We start from the raw sequence: 23,357 nt of genomic DNA on the forward strand, positions 1-23,357 counted from the left end.
CGGACCGACGCGAATCGACGTCTCGAAAACGCGCGAAACCACGCGAAAACATACGAATACGCGCTACAGCTTTTGCTTCATCTCATCGACGAGGTTCGGAAAAAACTTCGCGCATACCCCCGGCGAATACTGTTCGATCATCTGCTGAATCGGCGCATGCCGCCCATATGCGACAGACGCCACCAGCAACAGTCCCAACGCCGCATAGCGCGGCTTGACGAGCCTCACGCCCGAGTGCACAAAGTTGCGCACGAACAGCACCGCCAGCGTGCCGCCGACCACCCAACCCGCAATCACTTCGGTAACCGAATGCGCGTCGTCGAATACGCGTGCAACGGCGGTCAATACACCGATCAGCAGTCCGAGCATCACGCCATAGCGCGCGCGGACGCCTGCGCACCGGCACAACAGCGCCATTGCGACAGTCCAGACCGTGGTCGATAGCGTGGTATGTCCGCTGATCACGCGGAAATTCAGCGACGGAATTTCAATGCCGCAACCCGCATAGAGAATCTTCGTCGCGCCGACCGCCGCCATGCCGATGCCCAGCAGCACGATCCAGCGCGCGGCTTGCCGGCGCGCCGTGAACCACAGCCAGATCGCACAGACGAGCGCGATCGGCAGCGTGAATGCCGCATCGCCAATGCTGGCAAAAAAATTCCAGAGGAAGAAATCGGGATCGTTAAGCATCGAAGCAGTGTACTCGACCGGGGGGCGCGGCTATCTCAATCTGTACGATGAGACACGGGTGGTGGCGAGACGTTCGTTCTCGCAACCGCGCTCCATGCACGTAGATATTGCCGCGCGCGATCTTGACGAAGACGCTTTTACTGCGCGAGCGGCCCGTTAGGGGTCGGCGTATCGCCGGGATGCGGCAGGTCGTCGTTCGCTGCCTGTGGCTGTGAGGGCTGCATGCGCGCCGCCTCGCGCGCACGCGAGCCCCCCGGCCGCAGACGCTCAAGCGCTCCTTCCACCGCGGCCTGCGCCTCGGCCGCCAGCACGCGCCGTTCCGCGCCCGGCGCAAGCGGATCGCAAACGTAGACGTGCGCCGTCAACGGCGCGCCGCACAGCAGCGCATGCATCGATTCGCCGAGCGACATATCGTCGATGTACGACGGCGCCGTCGACTGGTTACCGTGCGCGTCTTCGTAGTAAATGCAGATCGGCTGCACCGGTCGCGATGCGGACACGGCCGCCTGAAACAGGTTCGCATGGAACGGCAGCAGTTCGCGCCCGTCGCTCGTCGTTCCTTCGGGGAACACACAGATCGCATCGCCGGCAATCAGATGCCCGGCGAGCTCGTGCATGATCCGCTTCGCGTCGCTGCGCTTCTCGCGTTGCAGGAACACCGTATCGAGCTTGAACGCGAGCCAGCCCACCACGGGCCACTTGCGTACTTCCGCCTTCGAGACGAAACGTGTCGGCCGCCACGCGTTGATCACATAGATGTCGATCCACGAAATATGGTTGCTGACGACCAGCGCGCCTTCGTCCATCCGCGCTTCGTCGTTGTGCACGACGAGGCGCATGCCCGCGAGCTGCAGGAAGCGCCGCGACCATGCGCGGTTCAGTTCGAAGCGCTGGTGCGGCGTGACGCGCGAAAAGCGTGTGGCGACCACCCACATGCCATACAGCAGGTGAATAACGAGTCGTGTCTTGCGGAGCGCGAGCTTCATCGTGAGTGTTCCGTGCGCAGCTTCGGATTGGTGTTAGCGCTGTTCGAACGCAACCTGTCCGGACACGACGGTTGCCCGTACGCGCGCCGGCAGTTCGTAACCGAGAAACGGTGTGTTATGCCCCTGGCTCTTCAGCGCGCGCGGTTCGATGCGCCAGTGCCCATTGCGCTCGAAGACGCACAGGTCCGCAACCGCGCCCGTTTCGATGCGGCCCGCGGCGAGTTTCAATACGCCGGCCGGCGCCGCGGTGATGCAGTTGAGCGCCTTCACGAGCGGCACACCTGTTTCGTCGGCCCACTTGACTGTCAGCGACAGCAGCAGCTCGAGGCCGGTCGCGCCCGGCGTCGCTTCGGCAAACGGCAGCAGCTTTTCGTCGTCGTCGACGGGCGTGTGGTCCGAGCAGATCGCATCGATCGTGCCGTCGACGAGGCCCGCGCGAATCGCCTCGCGATCGCGCTGCGAGCGCAGCGGCGGATCGAGACGGAACTGCGCGTCGAAGTAACCGATATCGACGTCGATCAGATGCACGTGGTTGATCGTCACATCGCAGGTAACCGGTAAACCTTCGGCTTTGGCCGCGCGCATCAGCGCGATGCCGGCCGCCGACGACAGATGCGACAGATGCACGCGCGCGCCCGTCACGCGCACGAGCTCGAAGATCGTATGCAGCGCGATCGTTTCCGCCGACACCGGCACGCCGGACAAACCGAGCCGCGACGCCAGCGGACCGCTCGCGGCGACGCCGCCCTGCGCGAGATATGCGTCCTGCGGGCGCAGCCACACAGTAAAGCCGTATGTGCTCGCATACTGCAGCGCGCGCAGCAGCACCTGCGTGTCGACGACCGGCACATCGGCCTGCGAAAAGCCGATGCAGCCCGCTTCCGTCAGTTCGACCATCTCGGTGATCACCTGCCCCTTGAGGCCGACGGTCAGCGCGCCGAGCGGATACACATGCGCCTGGTTCAGATTGCGCGCGCGAAACTTCAGCATTTCGACAAGGCCCGGTTCGTCGAGCACCGGGTCCGTGTCAGGCGGGCACACGAGCGTCGTCACGCCGCCCGCGAGCGCGGCGGCCATTTCGGATTCGAGCGTCGCCTTGTGCTCATAGCCCGGTTCGCGCAGGCGCGCGGCCAGGTCGACGAGACCGGGCGCGACGATCAGGCCGCGCGCGTCGATCGTCTTCGCCGCGTGAAATTCTTCCGGTGCGCGGCCGAGCGCGACGATCTTGCCGGCCGCGATAAACACGTCCTGCTGCTGTTCGGTGCCCGCTACCGGATCGATCAGCGTGCCGCCCTGAATGTGAATCTTCATGGTGCTGCCTTCTTGTGCGTGACTTGTGTGTTGTCTTTGGCGATGCTCGTGTTCGACGTTCGATGCTTGGTGCGGTGTTGCCCGATGGTTGCGCGTGCAAGCAGTTGTTGCAGCCGGTGGCCGCAGCCGCGCACCGCCCTCAGTCGTGGTTTCCGGCGACGATGCCCATCACCGCCATCCGCACCGCGATGCCGAACGTCACCTGATTCAGAATGACCGATTGCGGCCCATCCGCAACCTGCGAGTCGATCTCGACGCCGCGATTCATCGGCCCCGGGTGCATCACGATTGCATCGGGCTTCGCGAGCGCGAGACGCTCGGGCGTCAAGCCCCAGCTCTTGAAGTACTCCTGCGCCGAAGGCAGCAGCGCGCCGCTCATGCGCTCGTTCTGCAGACGCAGCATGATGATCACGTCGACGTCCTTGAGGCCTTCGTCGAGGTTGTGGAACACGCGCACGCCCATCTGCTCGAGCCCGCCCGGCAGCAGCGTGCGCGGGCCGATCGCGCGCACCTCGGGCACACCAAGTGTGGTCAGCGCGTGAATGTCGGAGCGCGCGACGCGCGAATGCAGAATGTCGCCCACAATCGCCACGCGCAGATTCGTGAAATCGCGCTTGTAATGGCGGATCGTGTACATGTCGAGCAGGCCTTGCGTCGGGTGCGCATGGCGCCCGTCGCCGGCGTTGATCACGTGCACGTGCGGCGCGCAATGCTCGGCGATCAGATACGGCGCGCCGCTCGATGCATGCCGCACGACAAACATATCCGCATGCATCGCGGACAGGTTGTTGATCGTGTCGAGCAGCGATTCGCCCTTGCTTGTCGACGATGCGTTGATGTTCAGATTGATCACATCGGCCGACAGGCGCTTCGCCGCAATCTCGAACGTGGTGCGCGTGCGCGTCGAGTTCTCGAAGAACAGATTGAATACCGACTTGCCGCGCAGCAGCGGCACCTTCTTCACCTCGCGGTCCGTGACGCTGACGAACTGCTCGGCCGTATCGAGAATGTGTGTGACGATCGCGCGCGGCAGGCCTTCGATCGTCAGCAGATGCTTGAGCTCGCCGTTCTTCGTGAGCTGCGGATTACCCTTCAGGAAACCGTAGCGAAAGTGCCGCGCTTCGGCGGCGCGCTGCGTTGAATCCTGGGTCGGATTTTGGGAGACCGGGTTAGGCTTGTTCATCGTGGTCCTGAATCGAACGTCGTCGCGCGTGCATGTATATGCTGCAGTAGGGTCTGCGCTCAGTCCGCGCGCGCTTCGGTATGAAACGTGAAATGCTGCGCCTCGGCTTCGCCATGGCGCGCGAGCACGAGCATCGCATCGGCCGGCACATCGACCGTGCCACCGACAAAAGTCGCCGCCACCGGCAGCTCGCGTCCGCCGCGGTCGGCGAGCACCGCAAGCTCGACCGCCGCGGGCCGGCCGTAGTCGTACAGTTCGTTGAGCGCCGCGCGAATCGTGCGGCCCGTGTACAGCACGTCGTCGACCAGCAGAATGCGATGCTTGTTCACATCGAAGGGCAATGACGTCGGGCTCGCCTGCGTATGCAAGCCCTTTTTCGCATAGTCGTCGCGATGCAGCGCGACGTTGACCACGCCGAAGTCCGGCACGTTCAGATCGCGCGCAAGCCGCTCGGCCAGCCACGCGCCGCCGCTATAAATGCCGGCGAGCACCGCACCGCCGGGCTCGTCGGGACGCAGAAACGCATCGCGATAAGCCGCGCGGATCTGTTCGAGGACGGCGCGATAAAGCCGCTCCGCATCGATAGCGCTTGTGTTGTCACTCATTGCCTGTTTCGCCGTCTGGGTTGCCGGGCGATTCGCTGCGTGGTTCGCCGCGCATGCCGGTTTCTTCGAAGTACTGTTGAAGGATGATGCAGGCGGCTTCGGCATCGAGCAGATCGGCGCGCGCGGTACCGCTGCGCACGCTGGCTTCCGCCTGCACCGACGAGTAGCGCTCGTCCACCCAGCTAACCGGCAGATTGAAGCGGCCGTTCAGCTGATTGCCGAAGCGCTTGGCCTGCTGGGTCATGGCGTGGGGCGTGCCGTCGGGATGCATCGGCAGGCCGACGACGAGCGCATCGGGCCGCCACTCGCCGATCAGCTTGCCGAGTTCGGCAAAGCGATAGTCGCGATTGCGGTTCTGCACGACCACGAGCGGCCGCGCGCTTTTCGTCAGGGAATTGCCGACAGCGACGCCGATGCGTTTCTCGCCATAATCGAACGCAAGCAGCGTCGCTTCACGTCCGGGCGCACCGGTCATGCGTGACCCGCTTCGCCGGAGAGCATCGACAGCGTCACACCGAGCAGCGCGAGCGCCGCTTCGAGTCGGTCTTCGGCGGGCACGTCGAAGACGATCTTCGGGTCGGCCTCGACCGTGAGCCAGCCGTTCTTCGAGATTTCTTCCTCGAGCTGGCCCGCGCCCCAGCCGGCATGGCCGAGTGTGAGCAGGAAGCGCTCGGGTCCCTTGCCGTTCGCGACCGCTTCGAGCACGTCTTTCGATGTGGTCATTTCGAGGCCGCCGGGCACTTGCATCGACGATGTGTACGAACTGCCCTGCCCCGCGTCATGCAGCACGAAGCCGCGCTCGGTTTGCACCGGGCCGCCGAAGTAGACGGGGACATGCAGCAGGGGTTCGATTTCGAGCTTCAGATCGATGCGATTGAAGAGCGCTTCAAGGTCGATATCGGTCGGCCGGTTGATGACAAGGCCGAGTGCGCCGCGCTCGCTGTGATCGCAAAGATAGACCACCGTTCCTGAAAAAGTCGGATCTGCCATGTTGGGCATGGCGATCAGGAACTGGTTGGTGAGATTGATGCGATCGGAACTCTTGGACATAGGTCAAATTCTAGCAAAGACGAGTGGAAGTGCAGACCGCATGTGCACCGCGCGTCATGCGACGCGCAACGCGTTCGGCCGCGCCCCACGGACGGCGGATCATAGCTGCACTCTAACACGCACTTACGGCTCGCCAACCGGGCCCGGCAGCGCGCCACACGCGATGTGCGCGGTAGTTCACGTTGGGTTCGTGCTCGGTCCTCGCCCGATGCAGGTTGGTTTCGCGCTTAGTGGCGACTTGGTTCCCACTCGGTTCCGACTCAGTTCGGCCTCATTTCACGTCGGCGTACTGCCCAGTTCGATCGCGCGGGTCAAGGCCACGAGCGCGGTGCTTCCCGTAGTGCCCCCCGCCGTGCTCGCTTGCGGCGGCGCAACACCTGCCGCGATCTGGTGCAGCATTGCACGTAGTGCAAGCGCGGCCTGCTCGAGCACCGCAGCGTCGGGCGCTTCGATATGCGCCGGCGTTCGGCCCTCGGGCATCGCCGCCGCGGCATGCGCACGCCGGCGCCACGCGAGACCGAGCGCGTCGGACAGCAACGCGACATGGCCGAGCCCGAGCGCGCTCGCCGATGCACCGAGCCGGTACGCAGCGTCCCCCGCTTGCAATGCCTCGCTCGAGTCGGCCTTTTGCGGGTTATCGGCAGCGCGCGCGTGTTCCGAGAGAGCCGCGATCGACGCATCGGCAGTTTGTAGAAAATCTTCGTATGCGTTGGCGTGGAGCGTGAGCGGGCCGAGGTCGCGGGTAAGCGCGTCTGATGAGGTGGGCCGATGCCCGGGCTGAGCCGCCGGCGCTTCCGCCGTCCCCGCGACTTCGGCAGCGCCTGCTTCCCACAGCGCCTCCGAGGCCAGCGTGCTTGCCACGTGCCACACCACGGTCAGCCCGTAGTCGCGCAGCAGTTCGACGGGTTCGGTATCTTCGGCGGCCGCGCCGAAGAGCGCATAGTCGCGCCACAACAACGCGAGCGTCGCGCGCACGAGCGAACGCGGCGCATATTCGATGCCGCGCGCCTGGTCGGCGAGCGCGAGGTTGCACCGCGCGAAGAAGCGCCGCGCATCGGCGTCGCCTGATAAGTGACCGCTCACGCGCAGCGCGCGGGCGCAACCGGCGGCAAGCCGCCAGAAATCGTACGGATCGGGGCCGGCGAGTTGGGCCATGCAGGTTTCGAGTTCATCGAGCGCCGCCTCGACCACCAGCGTCGCCGCTGACATCGTGCCCTCACCGGTTTGCGCGCGCAGAACCGGCAGCAACGCCTGCTCGTAGCGGGCGCGCAGATGCGCAAGCCGTTGCGCAGGCTGGGCATGCAAGGTTGCGGGCGGGACCGGCCGGCCCGCAAGCGCGATATCTTCGAAATTGACCTTGAACCCCGGCGTGTGCTGCGCAATCAGAGCCGACAGCGAACGATAGTGCGCGTAAAGCGACGGCGAACACGCGAGCTCCCGCAGATTGCGCCGGCCAAGCGCCGCCGCGAAGGCGTGCAGTGCCGAACCGAAGACTTCGCGCACCGGGTTTTCCACGGGATGGGCGCGGGCCGTATGGGCGGCGGGGTGGCCGGAAGGCGTCGAATGGTCTGCTGCGTGGCGTTGGCCTTGACCATGGTCGGCTGCGTCGAAGGCGAGCGGCGATACGAGGACCAGCGCGTCCGCGAAACGATGGGCCGCGAACCATCCCGCTTCGCGAAGCGCGTGCGCGGCATGCAGAACATGCAACGCGGCGTCGCGATGCCCATCGTGTGCGGAAATCGCTTCGGCGAGCGCGCGTTCGGCCCCGCGCACGGCGCCGCCGCGGGGATTAGGCAAGGCTTCGAGGGTACTGCCGGGAGCGGATGAAGGTGTCATGGGCACGTGTGCAGAAACGCCGACAGACCGAAACCGACGCTAGAACCGGGATGACGACTAGCCGTGGCGCGCCGGGTATGACCGGTAGCGGGTACAACCAGGCGCAACCGGGTACAACCAGGCACACCCGACAGGCCACCGCGTGCGCCCTGACATCGCGCTGCCGCTATGCCTGCATCGCGTCGACCGTCACATGCGCGCACGGCGCGCGGTTCCATTGAGGCACGCCACGCATCCCCATACGCCCGCCACAATGCGCAAATATCGAGCATCCATTAAGGCGCCGAGCGTGGAAAAATAGGGGAACCGGCGCGAAATCAGGTCGTGAAAAAGCGTAAAGACCAACGCGAAAACAAGCCCCGGCATCAGGCGCAAAGGCGCGCAAAAAGCGCAAAGCCGGTCGCAGAACCGACCGGCGGTCCGGTCAGATCTGGACCATTTCGAAGTCTTCCTTGCGCGCCCCGCACTCGGGGCAGGTCCAGTTGATCGGCACATCCTCCCAGCGCGTACCCGGCGCGATACCTTCGTCCGGCAAGCCGGCTTCTTCCTCGTAGATCCAGCCGCAGATCAGGCACATCCAGCTTCTATATTCCATTCTTTTGCGCGTCGAAAAGTCCGTTAAAACGGGAGCCATGATGGTACCGTGTTGCCGCCCCCATGCCTAGCAGAAGGAACCAACGATCCTGCGCTGCAGCAAACCTGTCATACGGCGTACCGAGGTGCCCCCGTGTGAAAAACCGCCTCGCCGCAGGAGAAAGCCGCATAATTGAGCCGGCCCGCGCATTTGCGTCCTCATCTGCGTCCCCGTTGCCCCACTTATCCGCATCACTTATTTCGCGCCACTTTTCATGCCCAGCGACACCCCTCCGATCGTTCTGACCTTCGGCCTTTCCGACCCCACCGGCGCCTCCGGGCTGCAAGCGGACCTGATGACGCTCGCCAGCATGGGCTGCCACGGCGTCACGGTCCTCACCGGTTATACCGTGCGCGACTCGGCGAGTTGCGACGAAGTGACCGCGCTGGACCCGGAGACCGTCGCAACACAGGCGCGCATGCTGCTCGAAGACATGCCGATCGCCGCCTTCAAGGTCGGCGCGGCCACCCGCGCCGAAGTGGTGAGCGCAATTGCCGAAGTGGTCGCCGACTATGACGACGTCCCGCTGATTCTCGCGCCCGATTTCACGCTCGATGACGAACATGTGCTCGCCGCCGACGAATTGCGCGAAGCGATAGCCGATCTGCTCGCACCGCAAACCACGCTGCTCGTCGCCGACCACGCGGCACTGCTCGCACTCGCGCAGCCGGACGGCGACGCGGAGGCGCCGACGCTCGACGCAGCCGTCTCGCATCTGCTGTCACAAGGTTGTGAATACATTCTGTCGATGGAGACGGGCACGCACCGGCTCGTCAATACGCTTTACTGCGAGGAAGGCCAGTTGCGGCAGGACTTGTGGGATCGCGGTGCTCAACGCGTGACCGGTATCACCGATACGCTCGGCGCGGCGATCGCGGCATTGCTGGCGAATGGCCAGGAACCGGCGGAAGCGGTGCGCGAGGCGCAGGAGTATATGTTCCAGGCGATGCTGAACGCGTTTCGGCCCGGGATGGGCGCGTACTTGCCCGACCGGTTTTTCTGGGCAAGGGAAACCGACGAAGATGCGCCCACTGCGAGCGGGAAGAGCGACGCGCCGGGAGAGGCGCGGCATTGATTGGACATAGGCCGCACGTTTTTGACGCGGCCTGTCCGAGTCCGAATTGTCGGTTAGCAGTCAACGCGCGATCCGCACACGCATAAAAAAACCCGCACCGTGATTGCTCAACTTCCCGGGGTCAGTTCAAACGCTGCGGGTTTTCTTTTTGAGCGGGAACGCGCCTCTCAACGCGCCCCGAACATGTGCTTCGACTTGACGTCGAATTACATGTCCATGCCCATGCCGCCCATGCCGCCGGGCATACCGCCAGGCATCGGAGCGTCTTCCTTCGGCAGTTCGCACACGGCTGCGTCCGTGGTCAACAGCAGGCCAGCGACCGAAGCTGCGTTTTGCAGCGCCGTGCGCGTCACCTTCGTCGGGTCCACCACGCCGGCTTCGACCATGTCGACATACTCGCCGGTCGCTGCGTTGTAGCCGTAGTTGCCCTTGCCGCCGGCAACCGCTGCCACCACGACGCTCGCTTCTTCGCCGCCGTTCGTGACGATCTGGCGCAGCGGCTCTTCCATCGCGCGCAGCACGATCTTGATACCTGCGTCCTGATCGGCGTTGTCGCCCTTCACGCCCGAGATAGCCGCGCGAGCGCGGATCAGCGCAACGCCGCCGCCGGCCACGATGCCTTCTTCAACGGCTGCGCGCGTAGCGTGCAGTGCGTCTTCGACACGTGCCTTCTTTTCCTTCATTTCGACTTCGGTCGCAGCGCCAACCTTGATCACTGCCACGCCGCCGGCCAGCTTGGCCACGCGCTCCTGCAGCTTTTCACGATCGTAGTCCGACGTCGCTTCTTCGATCTGTGCGCGCACTTGCTTCACGCGCCCTTCGATGCTGCCAGCTTCGCCAGCGCCGTCGATGATCGTCGTGTTTTCCTTGCCCACTTCGATGCGCTTCGCCTGGCCCAGTTCGGCCAGCGTAGCCTTCTCGAGCGACAGACCCGTTTCTTCAGCGATGACCTGGCCACCGGTCAGGATCGCGATGTCTTCGAGCATTGCCTTGCGACGGTCGCCGAAGCCCGGCGCCTTGACGGCAACGGTCTTCAGAATGCCGCGGATGTTGTTGACGACGAGCGTAGCGAGCGCTTCGCCTTCGACATCTTCAGCGATGATCAGCAGCGGGCGGCCAGCCTTTGCGACTTGCTCGAGTACCGGCAGCAGATCGCGGATGTTCGAGACTTTCTTGTCGTGCAGCAGAACGAACGGGTTGTCCAGAACGGCGACTTGCTTGTCCGGGTTGTTGATGAAGTACGGCGACAGGTAGCCGCGGTCGAACTGCATACCTTCGACGACGTCGAGTTCGTCTTGCAGCGACTTGCCGTCTTCGACGGTAATCACGCCTTCCTTGCCGACCTTGTCCATTGCTTCAGCGATACGATCGCCGATCGACGAATCGCTGTTCGCCGAGATCGCGCCGACTTGCGCGATTTCCTTGTTCGTCGTGCACGGCTTGCTGATCTTGCGCAGTTCTTCGATTGCGGCCGTGACAGCTTTGTCGATACCACGCTTCAGATCCATCGGGTTCATGCCCGACGCGACGTACTTCATGCCTTCGCGAACGATCGACTGTGCGAGCACGGTAGCCGTGGTGGTACCGTCGCCGGCGTTGTCGCTGGTCTTGGAAGCGACTTCCTTGACCATTTGCGCGCCCATGTTCTGGAGCTTGTCTTTCAGTTCGATTTCCTTCGCGACCGAGACACCGTCCTTGGTGACGGTCGGGCCGCCGAAGCTGCGCTCGAGCACGACGTTGCGGCCCTTCGGACCCAGCGTGACCTTCACTGCGTTGGCGAGAATGTTCACGCCTTCGACCATCTTCGAGCGGGCGGAATCGCCGAATACGACGTCTTTAGCTGCCATCTTCTAACTCCTTGAATGCTTTTGAATGAACTGGGGACGTTGAACTTACTTGTTCACCACAGCCATGATGTCTTCTTCGCGCATCACCAGCAGTTCCTGACCATCGACCTTGACGGTCTGGCCAGCGTACTTGCCGAACAAGACGCGGTCGCCGACCTTCACATCGAGCTGGATCAGGCTGCCCTTGTCGTCACGCTTGCCCGGGCCGACGGCCAGAATTTCGCCTTGATCCGGCTTTTCCGCTGCGGCGTCGGGGATCACGATGCCCGAAGCAGTCTTGGTTTCCTGGTCAAGACGCTTGACGATCACGCGATCATGCAAAGGACGAAGGTTCATACATACTCCTCTCTTGGTTGAGACTGAAGAACGCTGAGGACAAACCCGGCCGGAGAGCCCGGCCGGAGAAATTGTTAGCACTCGGGTGCGACGAGTGCTAATTATATGGAGGGGCAGTGACAAATTCAAGAAGCGACATGACGCTTAATCAGCCCCGGCGCGACGCTCATGGCGAGATTCACCTGGCTTTGAACCTGGGCGCTCATTTTTAACTCGAGCAGTCTCGAATTCCTATCAACGCTCAAAATTTCTGACGAAACAACGACATAGCAGGCTCAAACTGAGGTGCACGGCCCCGCTGACGAGGCACGGCTCTGCTCATTCGCAAGGCCATGTCAAAGTCGCGATGTGCAATGATCGCCCCCTCCCAGGGAAAACCCGCACTCCAATTGTGCGCGTCGACTTCGTCGCGAGGCGCTGTACTTCGGGGATGGCAAACCATCGAGGTAGCTCATTTGCCTACGTCGGAACGGGCATCCGAGAGCAATTTTTGCGCGAAATCCGTAATTGCCTGCAAGTATTCCGAAGGCGAAGGCAGACGCGTTAAATCATGCGCCGTAGCGCGCGACTCTGACGCCCGCATATGGCCACCACCTGATTAGGAAGACCGTGCAGAGTTTCGTCCGCAAGTGGGAGGCGAATTGGCATACCTGAATTCTTTAATCCGCCAGATCGTATCCGGCCGACACGAGAAGAGTCCCGTATTGTGCGTTGAAGTTCTTCGTCACACCAGACGTAAAGTAATTTCGCCAGTCTCCGGCGATTCCTTTGCGCTCGTGAGAATCACGATTTTCCTCTCCGGGCTTTCGTCCACCAGTCGCATTCTCGAAGCGATTATCGTGAACAATTTCTCGCAGCCGTTCTGTGCCTATAGACAGCCCACATTGCTGGATGAACACTTGCTCGAGAATTTCGAAGTCGTTCTGAAGCAGATCTTCATAGCGAACGATATTTTCCCCGGACTTCACCCACGACTCCTGGATTCGCGCGGATGACGGAAGCCATTCTTCCATCAACATCAACAGACCGCTTCCGATGTCGCTTGCTTCCAGTCGCTCACGCCATTCCGCAAGGCTCTTGTCAATTACTGCATGACTGTATCGAATGCTAAAGTAGGCGGAAACTAAAGTGTCCCTTAGGTCCCGGATGACAACGAATTTCTTCGAACCGGTGGGAAGGGGTACTGATTCAAATTGCTCTTTGGTCACGTAAACCGTCGGGTAGATAGCGCCAGCGACAATTGGCTCGATGAGGAATTGCTTTTCGAATAATTGAGGCGCAACAATCCGATCCAGGGCGATATCGCGAAGGATGCGATGTAACCATTGTGATCCGGCTTTCCAGTGGGTTACATGGAAAATGGTCGGCTCTTGATTGTGAACGTTGTTCATATTGCTAACCTACGGAAGGGAAGAGTGGGATGCGAACTCAGGGAACTATTCTTCGGAAACTGATACGTTTCCCGCCGAACCGGCAATTTTAGGTGTTTGAGTTTAGCAGATTGTTCAAATAACTCCCGCAGTCATTATATCGGGCGCAAATTCCGAATTCAGGTAATCGGATTGTTCGCGACGAGGCCAATCTTTGCTTGGCTGATCCCGCAACGACGGGACTGCTCCGAACTCTGCGGGAAAGCGGAATCTCGATCTGCGACCGGTTTGCGAAAGAATGCAGATCAGCAACGGACTGCTACTGTTTTAGCTCAAGCTCAGCAGGCAGCATCACAATGGGCAGGTCAACGAACGCCGGCTGGCAGCGCACACGACGGCATAACTCGGCCCGGTCCGTTTCGCGCCCAGATTCTCGGAGTCGTCGTCAACGAGGAGGACGGTTGATCATTTAGTATCGCAAAATACAATGCAGTGACCTGAATTGCCCATATAGGGCTGGACGTGTCGCGCCCCAGCAATCCACAAGTAGAAGGTGGCAACGTCCGTTAAAACCCGGGAACGCAGCATAACCAGGTCGATGTGGGCCGGCGACAGCAGGCCCTGCTCGCATTCGCTCGCGTGTGTCAAACATCGTTCTCGATGCGCCACCGGACGGGACGGCAGTGCGATGACATGTTATGCAGCGCTCGTTTTCCAGCACATCCCGCTCATTCATGAGATTGTGTATCTGTTCTGGGGGCCACCCTTATAAGCGATTCTGGCGAGTCCCACAATTCGGTCGCGGTGGCGGTCGAAGGTCGCGAGCAACGAGGACTCGTCAGAATGCGTGTCGGGATTCAGTTTCGTCAGCAGCGTATCGTCGACGAGAAAGGCAATCTCGCGAGCATTGTCGTAGCCCCAGAAGCACACACATCGTCTGGACGCATCGTAGATGCGACTGGGATTAGGAAAATTGAGCACCATGCTGGCTTTTTCCATCTACTCACCAAGACAGATATATCGCCACTTGCTCGCGTTGACATCGATACGGGCGTCCATGTCGAGCCGCTTCCGCGCTCGCTCGTTTTCCGCCTTATCTCGTGCAGAGACACGCTCCCTCTGCTCGATGAAGTAGTCGCCTTGCCTGACCGGCGAGGTTGCATACACTTTGGTTTGCTTTGGCATGCGAGTTCCAGTTATATATGCGTGCCTCACTGTCGGCACGCCACGTCACTTCCATGACCTCAACAAGCACGCTAGTCAAATTGGCTTGATACGTTTGTCATGCTCGGTGACGAGGTATTCCTGAGAATACCGAACGTGCCGCGGTGACTCGACTCGCGGATCTACCGTCTCGGCCCTTTCATTCCTTCGGCTTCCATGGCCGCGTTCCGCTCCTCGCTTGCCTCAATGGGTTCCATTGCCTCGTCGACAGAAGCTGTCGCGCGTTCCCTGGCTGACCTGGTTACATTGATAGCCGCACCGGCTTCTGCGTCTTCGACGCCCGGAGGCTCCAGCATGTCATCGAGCATGGCCTCCAACTCCGGCGTGCCCCATGGCTCGCCCCGCTGTCTTTTCCTCTTTATGTAATGCCTCAGCTCTGCGTCGTGCTCGGGAGTCAGTGGAAGACCACGAAAGGTGGATTGGGGAGTGGCTTCGATCATGACAGTGCTCCTATGATTGCTCTTTTCAGTGTAGTCCTAATGTCGACAGGAAGCGCGAATTATCGTTTCGTGCGTCGACCAACGCTTCCATCTCCGCCTACTACGGTACGACAAGTGGACCTTGAGCGTACTGCGGCGCCGTGGCGCGCGCGCAGCATGTCATCAGTGCTTGTAGTGCCGCAATGAAGAGGCGTTACGCGAAGCGATGCACACGTGAAGCTTGATGTCTCCGAACTGCATCCGGGCGAATTGCCCAACGGAATGCATGGTGCGTCCGAGGTAAACGCTGTCCCTGACGCAAGACTGTGTCTAATGTCGCCAGCTATTCGCGAAATTGTCCTACGGCAGCAATTGGGTGCAGGCCGATCTGTGATTGCGTCCATCACCATATTGTCTTTAGAGGCTTCCGATATAAGTGTGCCAATCGACGAAAACAACCTTGTACATCTACTGCGCGCGACTGGAGTATGTCGCGATTTGCTCACATGGCAGTCACATGCACGCAAGTTGAATTGCCCCACGGCCCGAGAGCCAGTGAGGCCCGCGTCCCTTTGATAGGGTCGACCGAAATAGCTTGACGCTTTGCGGGGCACAGCGTAGTTTTTGTAACTGAAGCCTTCAAGAAGCGCGATTGCTGCTCATCATCGACCGCAGGCAGACAGCGGTATTCATCGTTCTCTCTCCCTCCTTGATCCTTTATCCCGCGTCGATGTCTGGGCGCATACACTCCGTTATTCGCAGGGGATCTGAATGGACACCGGAACGGTTAGGTGGATCCCGCTAAGCCAGAGGGGATCGCGATGAACAAGCCGTACATCAATGTGGAAGGTATCTTCGAGCTGTTTGGCATGACTGCCGAAGAATCCCTAAGCCAGCCAGTTGCAACTGATCCCTTGCATTGGCTGGCCGAGTTTCTTGCGCGCGAGCACACTACGATGAATGCCAGCGACTGGAACGGTCTTGTCAGCGTGGGCGCGTTGCTCTGGCAGTCTCAGCGTGCACGGGACGGGACGGGACGCAGAGAATGCGTTGACACTGCAGCGGGTGCGCCAGCGGACAGTCGGCGTGGTCGCTGGCGCCCGTTCACGGGGCAGAGGAACGGCTGAAATCTTTTGCCAGGCTTGGGCGCCACAACGACCTTAGTATCGCCGAATGAATGCCTTTCGCGCTTCGAGCACCGACACAGTCTGATTCATCAACTACGACACTGCTCGATGGCTGGCGTTCAAACAGTGGCCGCGTAGCAAGTGTATCGGGAACGCGCATTGCGCTCGACAGGAGCGAGCGCCTGCCAATGGCATCTATTGCAGCACGCTGACTGGTTCCAGAGTCTACGGCATATGAATCGCCAAGGTTGGGGCGGGCGAATTGCGTATTGTGCATGTGGGCGAATCAGCTGCATGGTTTCCTCGCACATCTTTTCGCCGTCCCGTCGTCGAACGCCCCCGCGCATCCTCGTACCCGGGCGCTTTAACGATGCATCAGCATATTGACCCACTGCTCATCCGTACGTTACGGGCAACGATACGGGTGAGAGTGGCAGGCATAACACGTCGGCGTCGAACGCACGGGTAACCATATGCGTAATCTGAAGAGCTTCTATATTTTGCTGTTCGTGGTGTCGCTTGCACTTGTCTGGATTCTCCTGCCGTTTTTCAGTGCGATATTCTGGGGCACAATCCTCGCCGTTCTCTTTCAGCCGCTTCAGCGAAGACTCACAGTGAAATTCGGCAATCGCCCGAATACAGCGGCGCTGACGACGCTCGCATTGTGCGTGTTGATCGTCATTCTGCCGGTGGGACTACTGGTTGGTACGCTGGCGCAGGAAGCGACATTCGCCTACAACCAAATCAAGACGGGTCAATGGGACTTCGGCCTGTATTTCCAGAAGGCCATGCACGCTCTTCCGTCTTTCGTACAGCGGTGGCTGGGTGACGTCGGACTGGGCGACGTTGCCGGTTTGCAGGCGAAGTTGGCCGATGGTGCGGCAATAATCAGTCAGTTCATGGCAGCACAGGCAGTCGCGATCGGGCAAAACACACTACGGTTTGCAATTGGTTTTGGCGTCATGCTGTACCTGGTCTTCTTCCTGTTGCGCGATGGCATCGCGATTTCGCGACGCATTCGCGAGGCAGTGCCGCTGGAAGAGATGCACAAGCGCAAGCTTCTCAGCCGGTTTGCCACAGTGGTCCGGGCGACTGTCAAGGGCAATGTCGCCGTGGCTGTTGTACAGGGACTGCTCGGCGGTCTGGCCTTCTTCGTACTGGGCATCAAGGGCGCTCTGCTTTGGGGCACTCTGATGGCATTCCTCTCGCTGCTACCGGCCATCGGCTCCGCGCTTGTATGGGTCCCCGTTGCGGTCTATTTCCTTCTCGCAGGCCCACTGTGGAAGGCCATCGTGCTGACTATCTTTTGCACGCTGGTCATGGGGGCTGTCGACAACATACTACGCCCGGTTCTCGTGCGCAAAGACACCCGGTTACCGGATTGGGTAGTGCTGATCTCGACTCTCGGAGGGGTGTCCGTCTTTGGAATCAATGGGTTCGTGATCGGTCCGCTCATAGCGGCTCTTTTTGTCTCTTGCTGGGACATTTCAGTAATCGAGGGCAGCGACGAGAGAACGATTCCAGAACGGGTGAAACGATTGGAGGGCAAAGCCGACGTCGCTTTGCAGGCCTTGGCCGAGACGAGCATCCGGAAGCCATAAGCGAAGCCCGCAGATACGGGCGGATCGGGCAGCACCGCGTCCCATGCGATGCCACCTTCAATGCTTACCGACGCGGCACAGTGAAGTTCGCATTGTCGAACCCCTAGGTATGAAACGCGTGCCTCTTGTCGCTGCACCCCAATCGTCGATGGACGCGCGATCGTGGAGCGTCAGTGTTAGGCGCTGCAGAACAACGACCTAAGCCGGGGTCTGCGCGACCAGTGCGCTGCACGCACATAAGACCGTCTTTCAACTCCGGTCTGATGCTACAAAGGTGGAGGTAATCAGGATGCCGATTGAAATTGACCAGATCGAGCTATATTGCAGCCCAAACGGCGACAAATGGCTTTTTTGCAACGGTGCGAGTTCCTTGCCAGTGGTTCGGCACATACCCAATGCCGCCTCGGGTGGCGCTGCGTCGGACTTGCCTGTCGCGGCGTTCCTTTCAGCAGGCCAGTCTGGACAATGGGGACCACAGCACAGCGCGCTGCGGGAATTTCTTGACCAAACCATGTCCGGGGCTGCGCCAGGAGACCTCGCGCGCAGGCCCGCAGTTGAGGCGCTCCTGCTCACCGCCGCCCGAGTACGAACGTTCAGCCAACTGGGCCACCTGACGAATGCAAGCGGCTTCTTTTTTGCACGTCAGGATCACCTCTTTCTTGTCACGAGCCGTCACGTACTTGCCGACGTACCAAGCAGGCATTTCCCGGATCGCATCGAGGTTGAACTTCACGTCGATCGCGACAACCTCGGCGCTTCGACGTGGTTCACCCTTCCCTTGTACGCGGCGGGCGCAGCCCTCTGGCGTCAGGCGATGGATACCGGCGGCGAGATCGACGTCGCGGTCCTCGAAATTCGCAAAGACCGGTTGCCGCCAACGGCAGTTTTCGAAGCGTTCGGCCCCGAACACCTTCCGTCGTTCGATCACGTGACACCCATCGGCGCTTCCGTGCTGATTGTCGGATTTCCGCTAGGCTTTCACGACTCGCTGCATCATCTGCCCGTGGTAAGACAAGGCGTCATAGCTTCCGCGTTCGGCCTGCGTTTCCAAGGCAAAGGCTGCTTCATCACGGACGCGCGAACGCACCGCGGCACGAGCGGCGCACCTGTCGTTATGAGCAACGCGTCGATGGACGTAAGCGACGCGGCATCGGCCCTTCCATGGGTGCTCCTGGGGGTTCATTCGTCGACAATCGACATGGGAGTGCGCGATCTGCACGTCGACGAGTCCCTGGGCCTCAACAGCGCCTGGTACGCCGACGTTCTGCTGAACCTGACAGGCGATTAGCTTGCCTGCGTCACACCTTTGCCCCGCTAGCGGACCGGAATTCCTGCCGCTTGCACCAATTTAGCATCAACGACATCGGCGATCTGCCTGCAACCATTCGTATGGTGCAATCGGGTGGACTTTTAACGCAAATGTCAAAACAGCCCGCTTCGAAGCCGCCATATCGGTTCAGTCAATGTTAGTTGTCTCGGCAAACCGTCCATCGACTGCCGGTTCAGTGTTCGCGACATCTTTCCACGACGAATCAGGCCATGAGCGCAGAGCATCGCATTGCTTACGCGCGCACTAGTGTTTTGGTGTCGGTTGCTTGCGTGGCCCACAGTATCCGAAAATCGCAGGCGCGTGCAACGCCACACCACGGTTGAATGCTGATGTCTAGTTTTACCGTCCGGCCGCCACGCTTTCGAAACCACTGTACATCTGGCGCGATAGGTATATAGTCGTGGCTGATACGTAGCGATTGCGCACACACGAAAATGACCTCCTGCACGAGCAGGTTGTCTGGCGGTCTCCCCGCCTGATGAGAAGCCGGCAAGCGCCGGCTTTTTTTCTATTCCCCCGCGATTCCAACTGCTTTGCTGTCGCATCAGGGGCGCGGTCAAAAGATCCAGATGTTGTCCTGACCACCTTCTCCGACTGTTATCACATCGAGTGGAACCGCGACTGTGTTGAAGTGGCGTCGCTCCAGCAGCTTTCGGCACCAGTCATCCCCCTTGAGCGACGAGAGGGTTGAGAGAACTCACTTCAATCGCGAGCCGTTGGTATCGATTGAAGCTCCCAAAAGGACGTCAATCGCTGCTTGCCCGGCAACTTCCGCAACCAGGTAGGCCCAGCGCCTGGTAAAGGGCCCATGGCGAAGCTGGATTGCGTTCCCACTTTCGCCGATGATGGCGAAGTTGGCACCACCTTTAATTTGCATTGTCACCTCGTACATGTCCTTCGCGGAAGGAGTCAATGTGACATGAATCTCAAACTCTCTATAGGGAATCATTCGATACATCGCCAAACTCCGCTGGTTAAAAACTAAGCACAATCAAGGCCCGCTTGCGGCACTCTGTAACGTTCAAAGCGTAGACGAATTTTCCAGCTGCGCCATCGCAGGTTTGCAACTGCGTCGAAACGTCGTCCAGCCATTCCGAGCGCCTATAGTTATTCCCGTCCGATTCTGGTTTTGCCGCGCCTGTTGACATCGTGTTGATCTATCCCACTGTGCTCGGCGCCGGCCTCAGTGCCTTCGATTGCCATGACACCGCTCCACCGCTCGCCTGCTCCTGCGCCTTCTGTTTCTGCCTGTGGCGTGCTGCACGGCGTCATCGTGCGACCTACCCGCATAGTTCAGGGTCATTTCGCTTACTCCTTCAGAGCTGGTCTTTACAAAGTGACACGTGCCCGGTGCTTCCGGGATTCACGTTAAGTCGCTCCGTGCAAAGCGAGTTATCGCACTTGGCACCCCAAATGTGAGACGGGTCTACGGGTATCGAGGAGGGCTGTCACCTGCTGTCGCGTGAGATCAACGTGGATGCGTATCGCCACCGCCGTGCGCACAACCGAGTACGGCGAAATCAGCACGCGCCGCCCGTTGGCCCAGTCGCTCGCTTTGACGACCAGATAGCGGACACCCCACGCTTCATCATCAAAATAAAGCTGTTCAACATGCCCCATTTCGCCATCGTTCGGGGCCACGGTGCATCCCTTCAGACTGTCGATATTTCGCAGCATCATTCGATACTCCACTATGCTGCCGTCTTCAGCGGCGTCTGTGACCCGCCCGCCACGCCTTGCGCAGCAATGGCCAGCGCGGGCGGCGGATTCAGGCTATCGACCATCGAACTCGGAATCAGGATGGTCGCACCGCGCTCTCGGGTGCTTCGTAAATGATATTCATCGCGCGCAATTGCAGCGCCCCTGAGTGGTTTTCATAAACCTGGGCAACTTCGAAGAACTTCGCGGCAATGTCCGCTTCGGCGGAACCTAGGATCACACGAGCCTGCTTTTCGCGTTCGGCCTGAGCCTGCCTGAACATCGCGTCGTGCAAGGCAACCGGTATCGCAACGTGCTAAACGAACCTCAACGCCCCAGTCCTCTGTCTTGCCTCCTATTTCTTCACGCAGGCGAGTATCGGCGGCCCGACGACCCGAGAGAAGCGAAACCGGCATCGGGCAGCCGATTATCTCGCGCAACGACGTCTGCTCGACACGGTCGATCGCTTCCGCGCCCCCTGCCGCTGTGGAGTTTTCCGACACGCAGAATGACAAACTTTTGCCACACACCGGCGACTTTCACCGACAAAACCACGAAGATGGAAACAACAAAAATGGGGGCCGCCAGATCGACGTTGACCCATGGACCGACTGCGCCTGCAATCAGCGCGATTGCGATGGAAAGAGAATGTGTGATGGGATTCATGGTCTATGCCTCGATACCCCAAGTCGCGCTCATCGCGCATACACACCGGAGGTTCGCTCGCGCAACACCGCCCCAGGTAGTGCTAGAACAGATGTTCGCGCGCCGTGGTCCAGCTTGGGCGCTGCCGGTGTAAAAGTCGGTACAGTGGCGAACGGCTTTCGTGACGTTCCTCACGTGGTATCACGAGAGGATGAATCAACGGCATGCTGTGCGCGCATTTCGGCAGCGCCATTGGCAATCGGACAGTTACGCAGAAGGCCGTGCGGACAAGTGATCGGCAGACCCGGGCTTCTCACGGCAACGCGAAGGCTCGTCTCAAGAAACGAAACGCGGGTGAGCGACCGCATGCCGCTGCGTGCACGAAGGTGCTGAAGCCAGGAGAGCGCGATGACTGAACGGACCTTTCGCATCATAGATCGCGAATTCAGAATCTCCGTTATTGCTCCAGCTCGAACCCAATGCAGCAGCCTTCACTGTTCGCTGCCGCAGCCATTCCCGCCCTCCCCGAGCAAGCGACTTGCGCGACGCACGTTCGTTGAATCAGGTATGCGTCTCAGGGCGCATGCTGAACACGGGCGTTTTAATCCAGGAGTCGATAACCGACTGTAACTGCACCCACATTTTCTCGTTCAGATCAAATTCTTCGCCAACGCGCCCGCTGCCGTCTTCGCACAAGTGGCAATAGACAACTTCATTGCCTGCCCAGTGCGCTGTGATGGAATCGCTCAAGTCTGCAGTTGTGCCGAGTGGAACATCGCGTAACAATTTCGCTATGCTTGATTTAAACTCGTTCATGTTCATGGTCAGTCTCCGAAATATAGCCATCCTCAGCATAACCCGGACCCAGGTCCCAAATTGGTGGGCGACAGGGGAGAATCATGGGTCCGGCGAGGGTATGCAGGTACGCATAAATCCGTGAGGAGATAATGAACAAGAGCGATTTAGTCGCTTTGCCATCGCATTCGGCCCATGATCGCCTAGGGGACTTGCTCCTTCAATTTACGAATGTTGAATTGAGATTACTCATCGCCAGCTATGCACCAATCCGGGCTGAACGCTACGATGCATGACGAGACGCACCGGACATGTATGTGCTTACGATCGCCCAGCAACGTCACAGCCTGACTGTCACTGAGAACCGGATCATTCGGGCGGAACTCAGCATTAGTACGATGCGCGACATGATTCAGACATCGCTCTGGGTGGCGCCGACACGCGACCGATGCAGGACGTGCTCGCGATGGCAGAGCAGGCGCTTGGCGACCCTTCCGAGATCAGGAAGTTCTTGATTGAAAGCATTAAGGGAAAGGAGCGGGACCTCGCCAGGATCATTGGATCCTGGAACTAACGCTGCCTGTACTCGGTTGAAGATCCCCACAGGACGTCAATCGCTGCTTGCCCGATGATCTCCGCGACCAAGCGTCCTATCTCAGCGCGTGTACGTTGCATCAAACAAGGAAGCACCCTTTACCATATCCATGCAAGGCGATCGCAAAGACGCAAAATCAGGAGAACCTTCCCTCCAGCAACCATCGCATACTAGGGCGAAAGTCCGTCGCATGCGCCCTGTGCATAAGCTTCCTGTCAGTTGTATATTTGTACGTCCTAATGATCTTGGGTCTGCGTTCAGTCTTTGCGGCTCGGGAGGATTACTCTATGCCTGCCACTCACGCTTCTGCTTTACACAGGCAGCTCGCAGCTGATTCCATAAGGAGGCCGGCAAAGATGAGGCATCGACGATGTGAGGTAACCCGAAGAAATCGCAGCTGCTGATGCCTGCAAGTGCGGGCACCAGCCGGCTTACAGTGGCTTGATATTTGATGCATGTAGTCCTTTTGGGCCACGTTTCGTTTCGTAGCTAACCTTCTGGTTCTCGGCAAGGGTCTTGAAACCTTCGCCGCTCACTTCGGAGAAATGCGCGAACAGATCTTCGCCACCTGCGTCGGGGGTAATGAACCCAAATCCTTTGCTATCGTTAAACCACTTTACAGTACCGGTGTCCATAAACATTCCTTGAAAGGGAGAGTGTCCGAAGAGTCAAGGAGTGAGAGGACAGCGGATACCGCTGACGCAGCGAACCACTGACGAGCAGCGTGCGATCGACCTTCTTGAGCTTCGGATTCCACAATACGCTGGTGACAGCAACCAGGCAAGAAGAATGCATATGAGCGGTTCATCCTGTTCGTTGTGTTCGCGCATGCCGTGCCTTGATGTATATCGTTGCACTGCATTTCACGCCACATCTGACACCCGCCCTGGCCGGGTCGCGTGCTCTGCCTGCTACCGGTCGGGCTTGCGAAAATAGATGGAGACGGAACCGGCAAATGCGCGCAGAATGGATTACAAGGCGGCCGCTCCCGCGGTCCAAG

General features: G+C 60.0%; 22 protein-coding genes and 1 pseudogene. 4 read left to right on the top strand and 19 right to left on the bottom strand.

The features are described from left to right. Positions 1-63: 63 nt before the first annotated feature. From KZJ38_RS16305 to KZJ38_RS16345, 9 genes are all read right to left on the bottom strand, one after another. Positions 64-690, bottom strand: a complete 627-nt coding sequence (locus KZJ38_RS16305) for a phosphatase PAP2 family protein (protein WP_219797191.1) — start codon at positions 688-690, stop codon at positions 64-66. Positions 691-827: 137 nt separating this feature from the next. After that, positions 828-1,676: a lysophospholipid acyltransferase family protein gene (locus KZJ38_RS16310; protein ID WP_219797193.1), complete on the bottom strand. Its 849-nt coding sequence runs from the start codon at positions 1,674-1,676 to the stop codon at positions 828-830. 33 nt (positions 1,677-1,709) lie between these two features. Beyond that, positions 1,710-2,987, bottom strand: a complete 1,278-nt coding sequence (locus tag KZJ38_RS16315) for a dihydroorotase (RefSeq protein ID WP_219797194.1) — start codon at positions 2,985-2,987, stop codon at positions 1,710-1,712. A gap of 139 nt (positions 2,988-3,126) precedes the next feature. After that, entirely contained in the window at positions 3,127-4,170 is a 1,044-nt protein-coding gene (locus KZJ38_RS16320) for an aspartate carbamoyltransferase catalytic subunit (RefSeq protein ID WP_219797196.1), read from the bottom strand. A gap of 59 nt (positions 4,171-4,229) precedes the next feature. After that, the gene (gene pyrR, locus KZJ38_RS16325; protein WP_219797197.1) at positions 4,230-4,775 is read right to left on the bottom strand and encodes a bifunctional pyr operon transcriptional regulator/uracil phosphoribosyltransferase PyrR; all 546 of its coding nucleotides are present in this window, start codon (positions 4,773-4,775) and stop codon (positions 4,230-4,232) included. Then, complete coding sequence (gene ruvX, locus KZJ38_RS16330) at positions 4,768-5,250, bottom strand: Holliday junction resolvase RuvX (protein ID WP_219797199.1); 483 nt, start codon at positions 5,248-5,250, stop codon at positions 4,768-4,770. Before ruvX ends, pyrR begins: the two co-directional genes overlap by 8 nt. After that, positions 5,247-5,825, bottom strand: a complete 579-nt coding sequence (locus KZJ38_RS16335) for a YqgE/AlgH family protein (protein ID WP_219797201.1) — start codon at positions 5,823-5,825, stop codon at positions 5,247-5,249. Before KZJ38_RS16335 ends, ruvX begins: the two co-directional genes overlap by 4 nt. A 276-nt stretch (positions 5,826-6,101) precedes the next feature. Next, positions 6,102-7,661 carry a FimL-related protein gene (locus KZJ38_RS16340; protein WP_219797202.1) on the bottom strand — a complete coding sequence of 520 codons (1,560 nt, stop codon included), beginning with the start codon at positions 7,659-7,661 and terminating at the stop codon, positions 6,102-6,104. 424 nt (positions 7,662-8,085) lie between these two features. Continuing rightward, positions 8,086-8,256: a rubredoxin gene (locus KZJ38_RS16345; RefSeq protein WP_075156409.1), complete on the bottom strand. Its 171-nt coding sequence runs from the start codon at positions 8,254-8,256 to the stop codon at positions 8,086-8,088. 253 nt (positions 8,257-8,509) lie between these two features. Here KZJ38_RS16345 and KZJ38_RS16350 point away from each other — a divergent pair, with 253 nt between their 5' ends. Next, positions 8,510-9,370, top strand: coding sequence for a hydroxymethylpyrimidine/phosphomethylpyrimidine kinase (locus tag KZJ38_RS16350; RefSeq protein WP_219797204.1), 861 nt, complete (start codon positions 8,510-8,512; stop codon positions 9,368-9,370). A 206-nt stretch (positions 9,371-9,576) separates the two neighbouring features. Here the strand turns inward: KZJ38_RS16350 and groL are convergent, their stop codons facing one another. From groL to KZJ38_RS16375, 5 genes are all read right to left on the bottom strand, one after another. Next, the gene (gene groL, locus KZJ38_RS16355) at positions 9,577-11,217 is read right to left on the bottom strand and encodes a chaperonin GroEL (protein WP_219797205.1); all 1,641 of its coding nucleotides are present in this window, start codon (positions 11,215-11,217) and stop codon (positions 9,577-9,579) included. Positions 11,218-11,262: 45 nt separating this feature from the next. Next, entirely contained in the window at positions 11,263-11,553 is a 291-nt protein-coding gene (gene groES / locus KZJ38_RS16360) for a co-chaperone GroES (protein ID WP_219797207.1), read from the bottom strand. Positions 11,554-12,212: 659 nt separating this feature from the next. Then, on the bottom strand, positions 12,213-12,944 hold the full coding sequence (locus tag KZJ38_RS16365) for a sulfotransferase domain-containing protein (protein ID WP_219797209.1): 732 nt from the start codon (positions 12,942-12,944) through the stop codon (positions 12,213-12,215). Positions 12,945-13,655: 711 nt separating this feature from the next. Then, positions 13,656-13,907 carry a DUF1488 family protein gene (locus KZJ38_RS16370; RefSeq protein WP_219800390.1) on the bottom strand — a complete coding sequence of 84 codons (252 nt, stop codon included), beginning with the start codon at positions 13,905-13,907 and terminating at the stop codon, positions 13,656-13,658. A gap of 362 nt (positions 13,908-14,269) precedes the next feature. Then, complete coding sequence (locus KZJ38_RS16375; RefSeq protein ID WP_219797211.1) at positions 14,270-14,587, bottom strand: hypothetical protein; 318 nt, start codon at positions 14,585-14,587, stop codon at positions 14,270-14,272. Positions 14,588-15,387: 800 nt separating this feature from the next. On the opposite strand from KZJ38_RS16375, the gene KZJ38_RS16380 reads away from it, so the two are divergent. From KZJ38_RS16380 to KZJ38_RS16390, 3 genes are all read left to right on the top strand, one after another. Then, entirely contained in the window at positions 15,388-15,693 is a 306-nt protein-coding gene (locus KZJ38_RS16380; protein WP_219797213.1) for a hypothetical protein, read from the top strand. Positions 15,694-16,166: 473 nt separating this feature from the next. After that, on the top strand, positions 16,167-17,294 hold the full coding sequence (locus KZJ38_RS16385) for an AI-2E family transporter (protein ID WP_219797214.1): 1,128 nt from the start codon (positions 16,167-16,169) through the stop codon (positions 17,292-17,294). A gap of 289 nt (positions 17,295-17,583) precedes the next feature. Further along, positions 17,584-18,582, top strand: a complete 999-nt coding sequence (locus tag KZJ38_RS16390) for a S1 family peptidase (protein WP_219797216.1) — start codon at positions 17,584-17,586, stop codon at positions 18,580-18,582. Between the two features lie 739 nt (positions 18,583-19,321). Here the strand turns inward: KZJ38_RS16390 and KZJ38_RS16395 are convergent. From KZJ38_RS16395 to KZJ38_RS16415, 5 genes and pseudogenes are all read right to left on the bottom strand, one after another. After that, entirely contained in the window at positions 19,322-19,582 is a 261-nt protein-coding gene (locus KZJ38_RS16395; RefSeq protein ID WP_219797218.1) for a hypothetical protein, read from the bottom strand. 434 nt (positions 19,583-20,016) lie between these two features. Further along, positions 20,017-20,304 carry a PRC-barrel domain-containing protein gene (locus KZJ38_RS16400; RefSeq protein WP_219797220.1) on the bottom strand — a complete coding sequence of 96 codons (288 nt, stop codon included), beginning with the start codon at positions 20,302-20,304 and terminating at the stop codon, positions 20,017-20,019. A gap of 11 nt (positions 20,305-20,315) precedes the next feature. Beyond that, positions 20,316-20,988: pseudogene (locus KZJ38_RS16405) on the bottom strand (SPFH domain-containing protein). A 540-nt stretch (positions 20,989-21,528) separates the two neighbouring features. Beyond that, on the bottom strand, positions 21,529-21,789 hold the full coding sequence (locus tag KZJ38_RS16410) for a hypothetical protein (protein ID WP_219797221.1): 261 nt from the start codon (positions 21,787-21,789) through the stop codon (positions 21,529-21,531). A 999-nt stretch (positions 21,790-22,788) separates the two neighbouring features. Beyond that, positions 22,789-22,992, bottom strand: coding sequence for a cold-shock protein (locus KZJ38_RS16415; RefSeq protein WP_219797223.1), 204 nt, complete (start codon positions 22,990-22,992; stop codon positions 22,789-22,791). Positions 22,993-23,357: the final 365 nt, after the last annotated feature.

The sequence above is a fragment of the Paraburkholderia edwinii genome, assembly GCF_019428685.1.
In the GTDB taxonomy this organism is placed as follows: Bacteria; Pseudomonadota; Gammaproteobacteria; order Burkholderiales; family Burkholderiaceae; genus Paraburkholderia; species Paraburkholderia edwinii.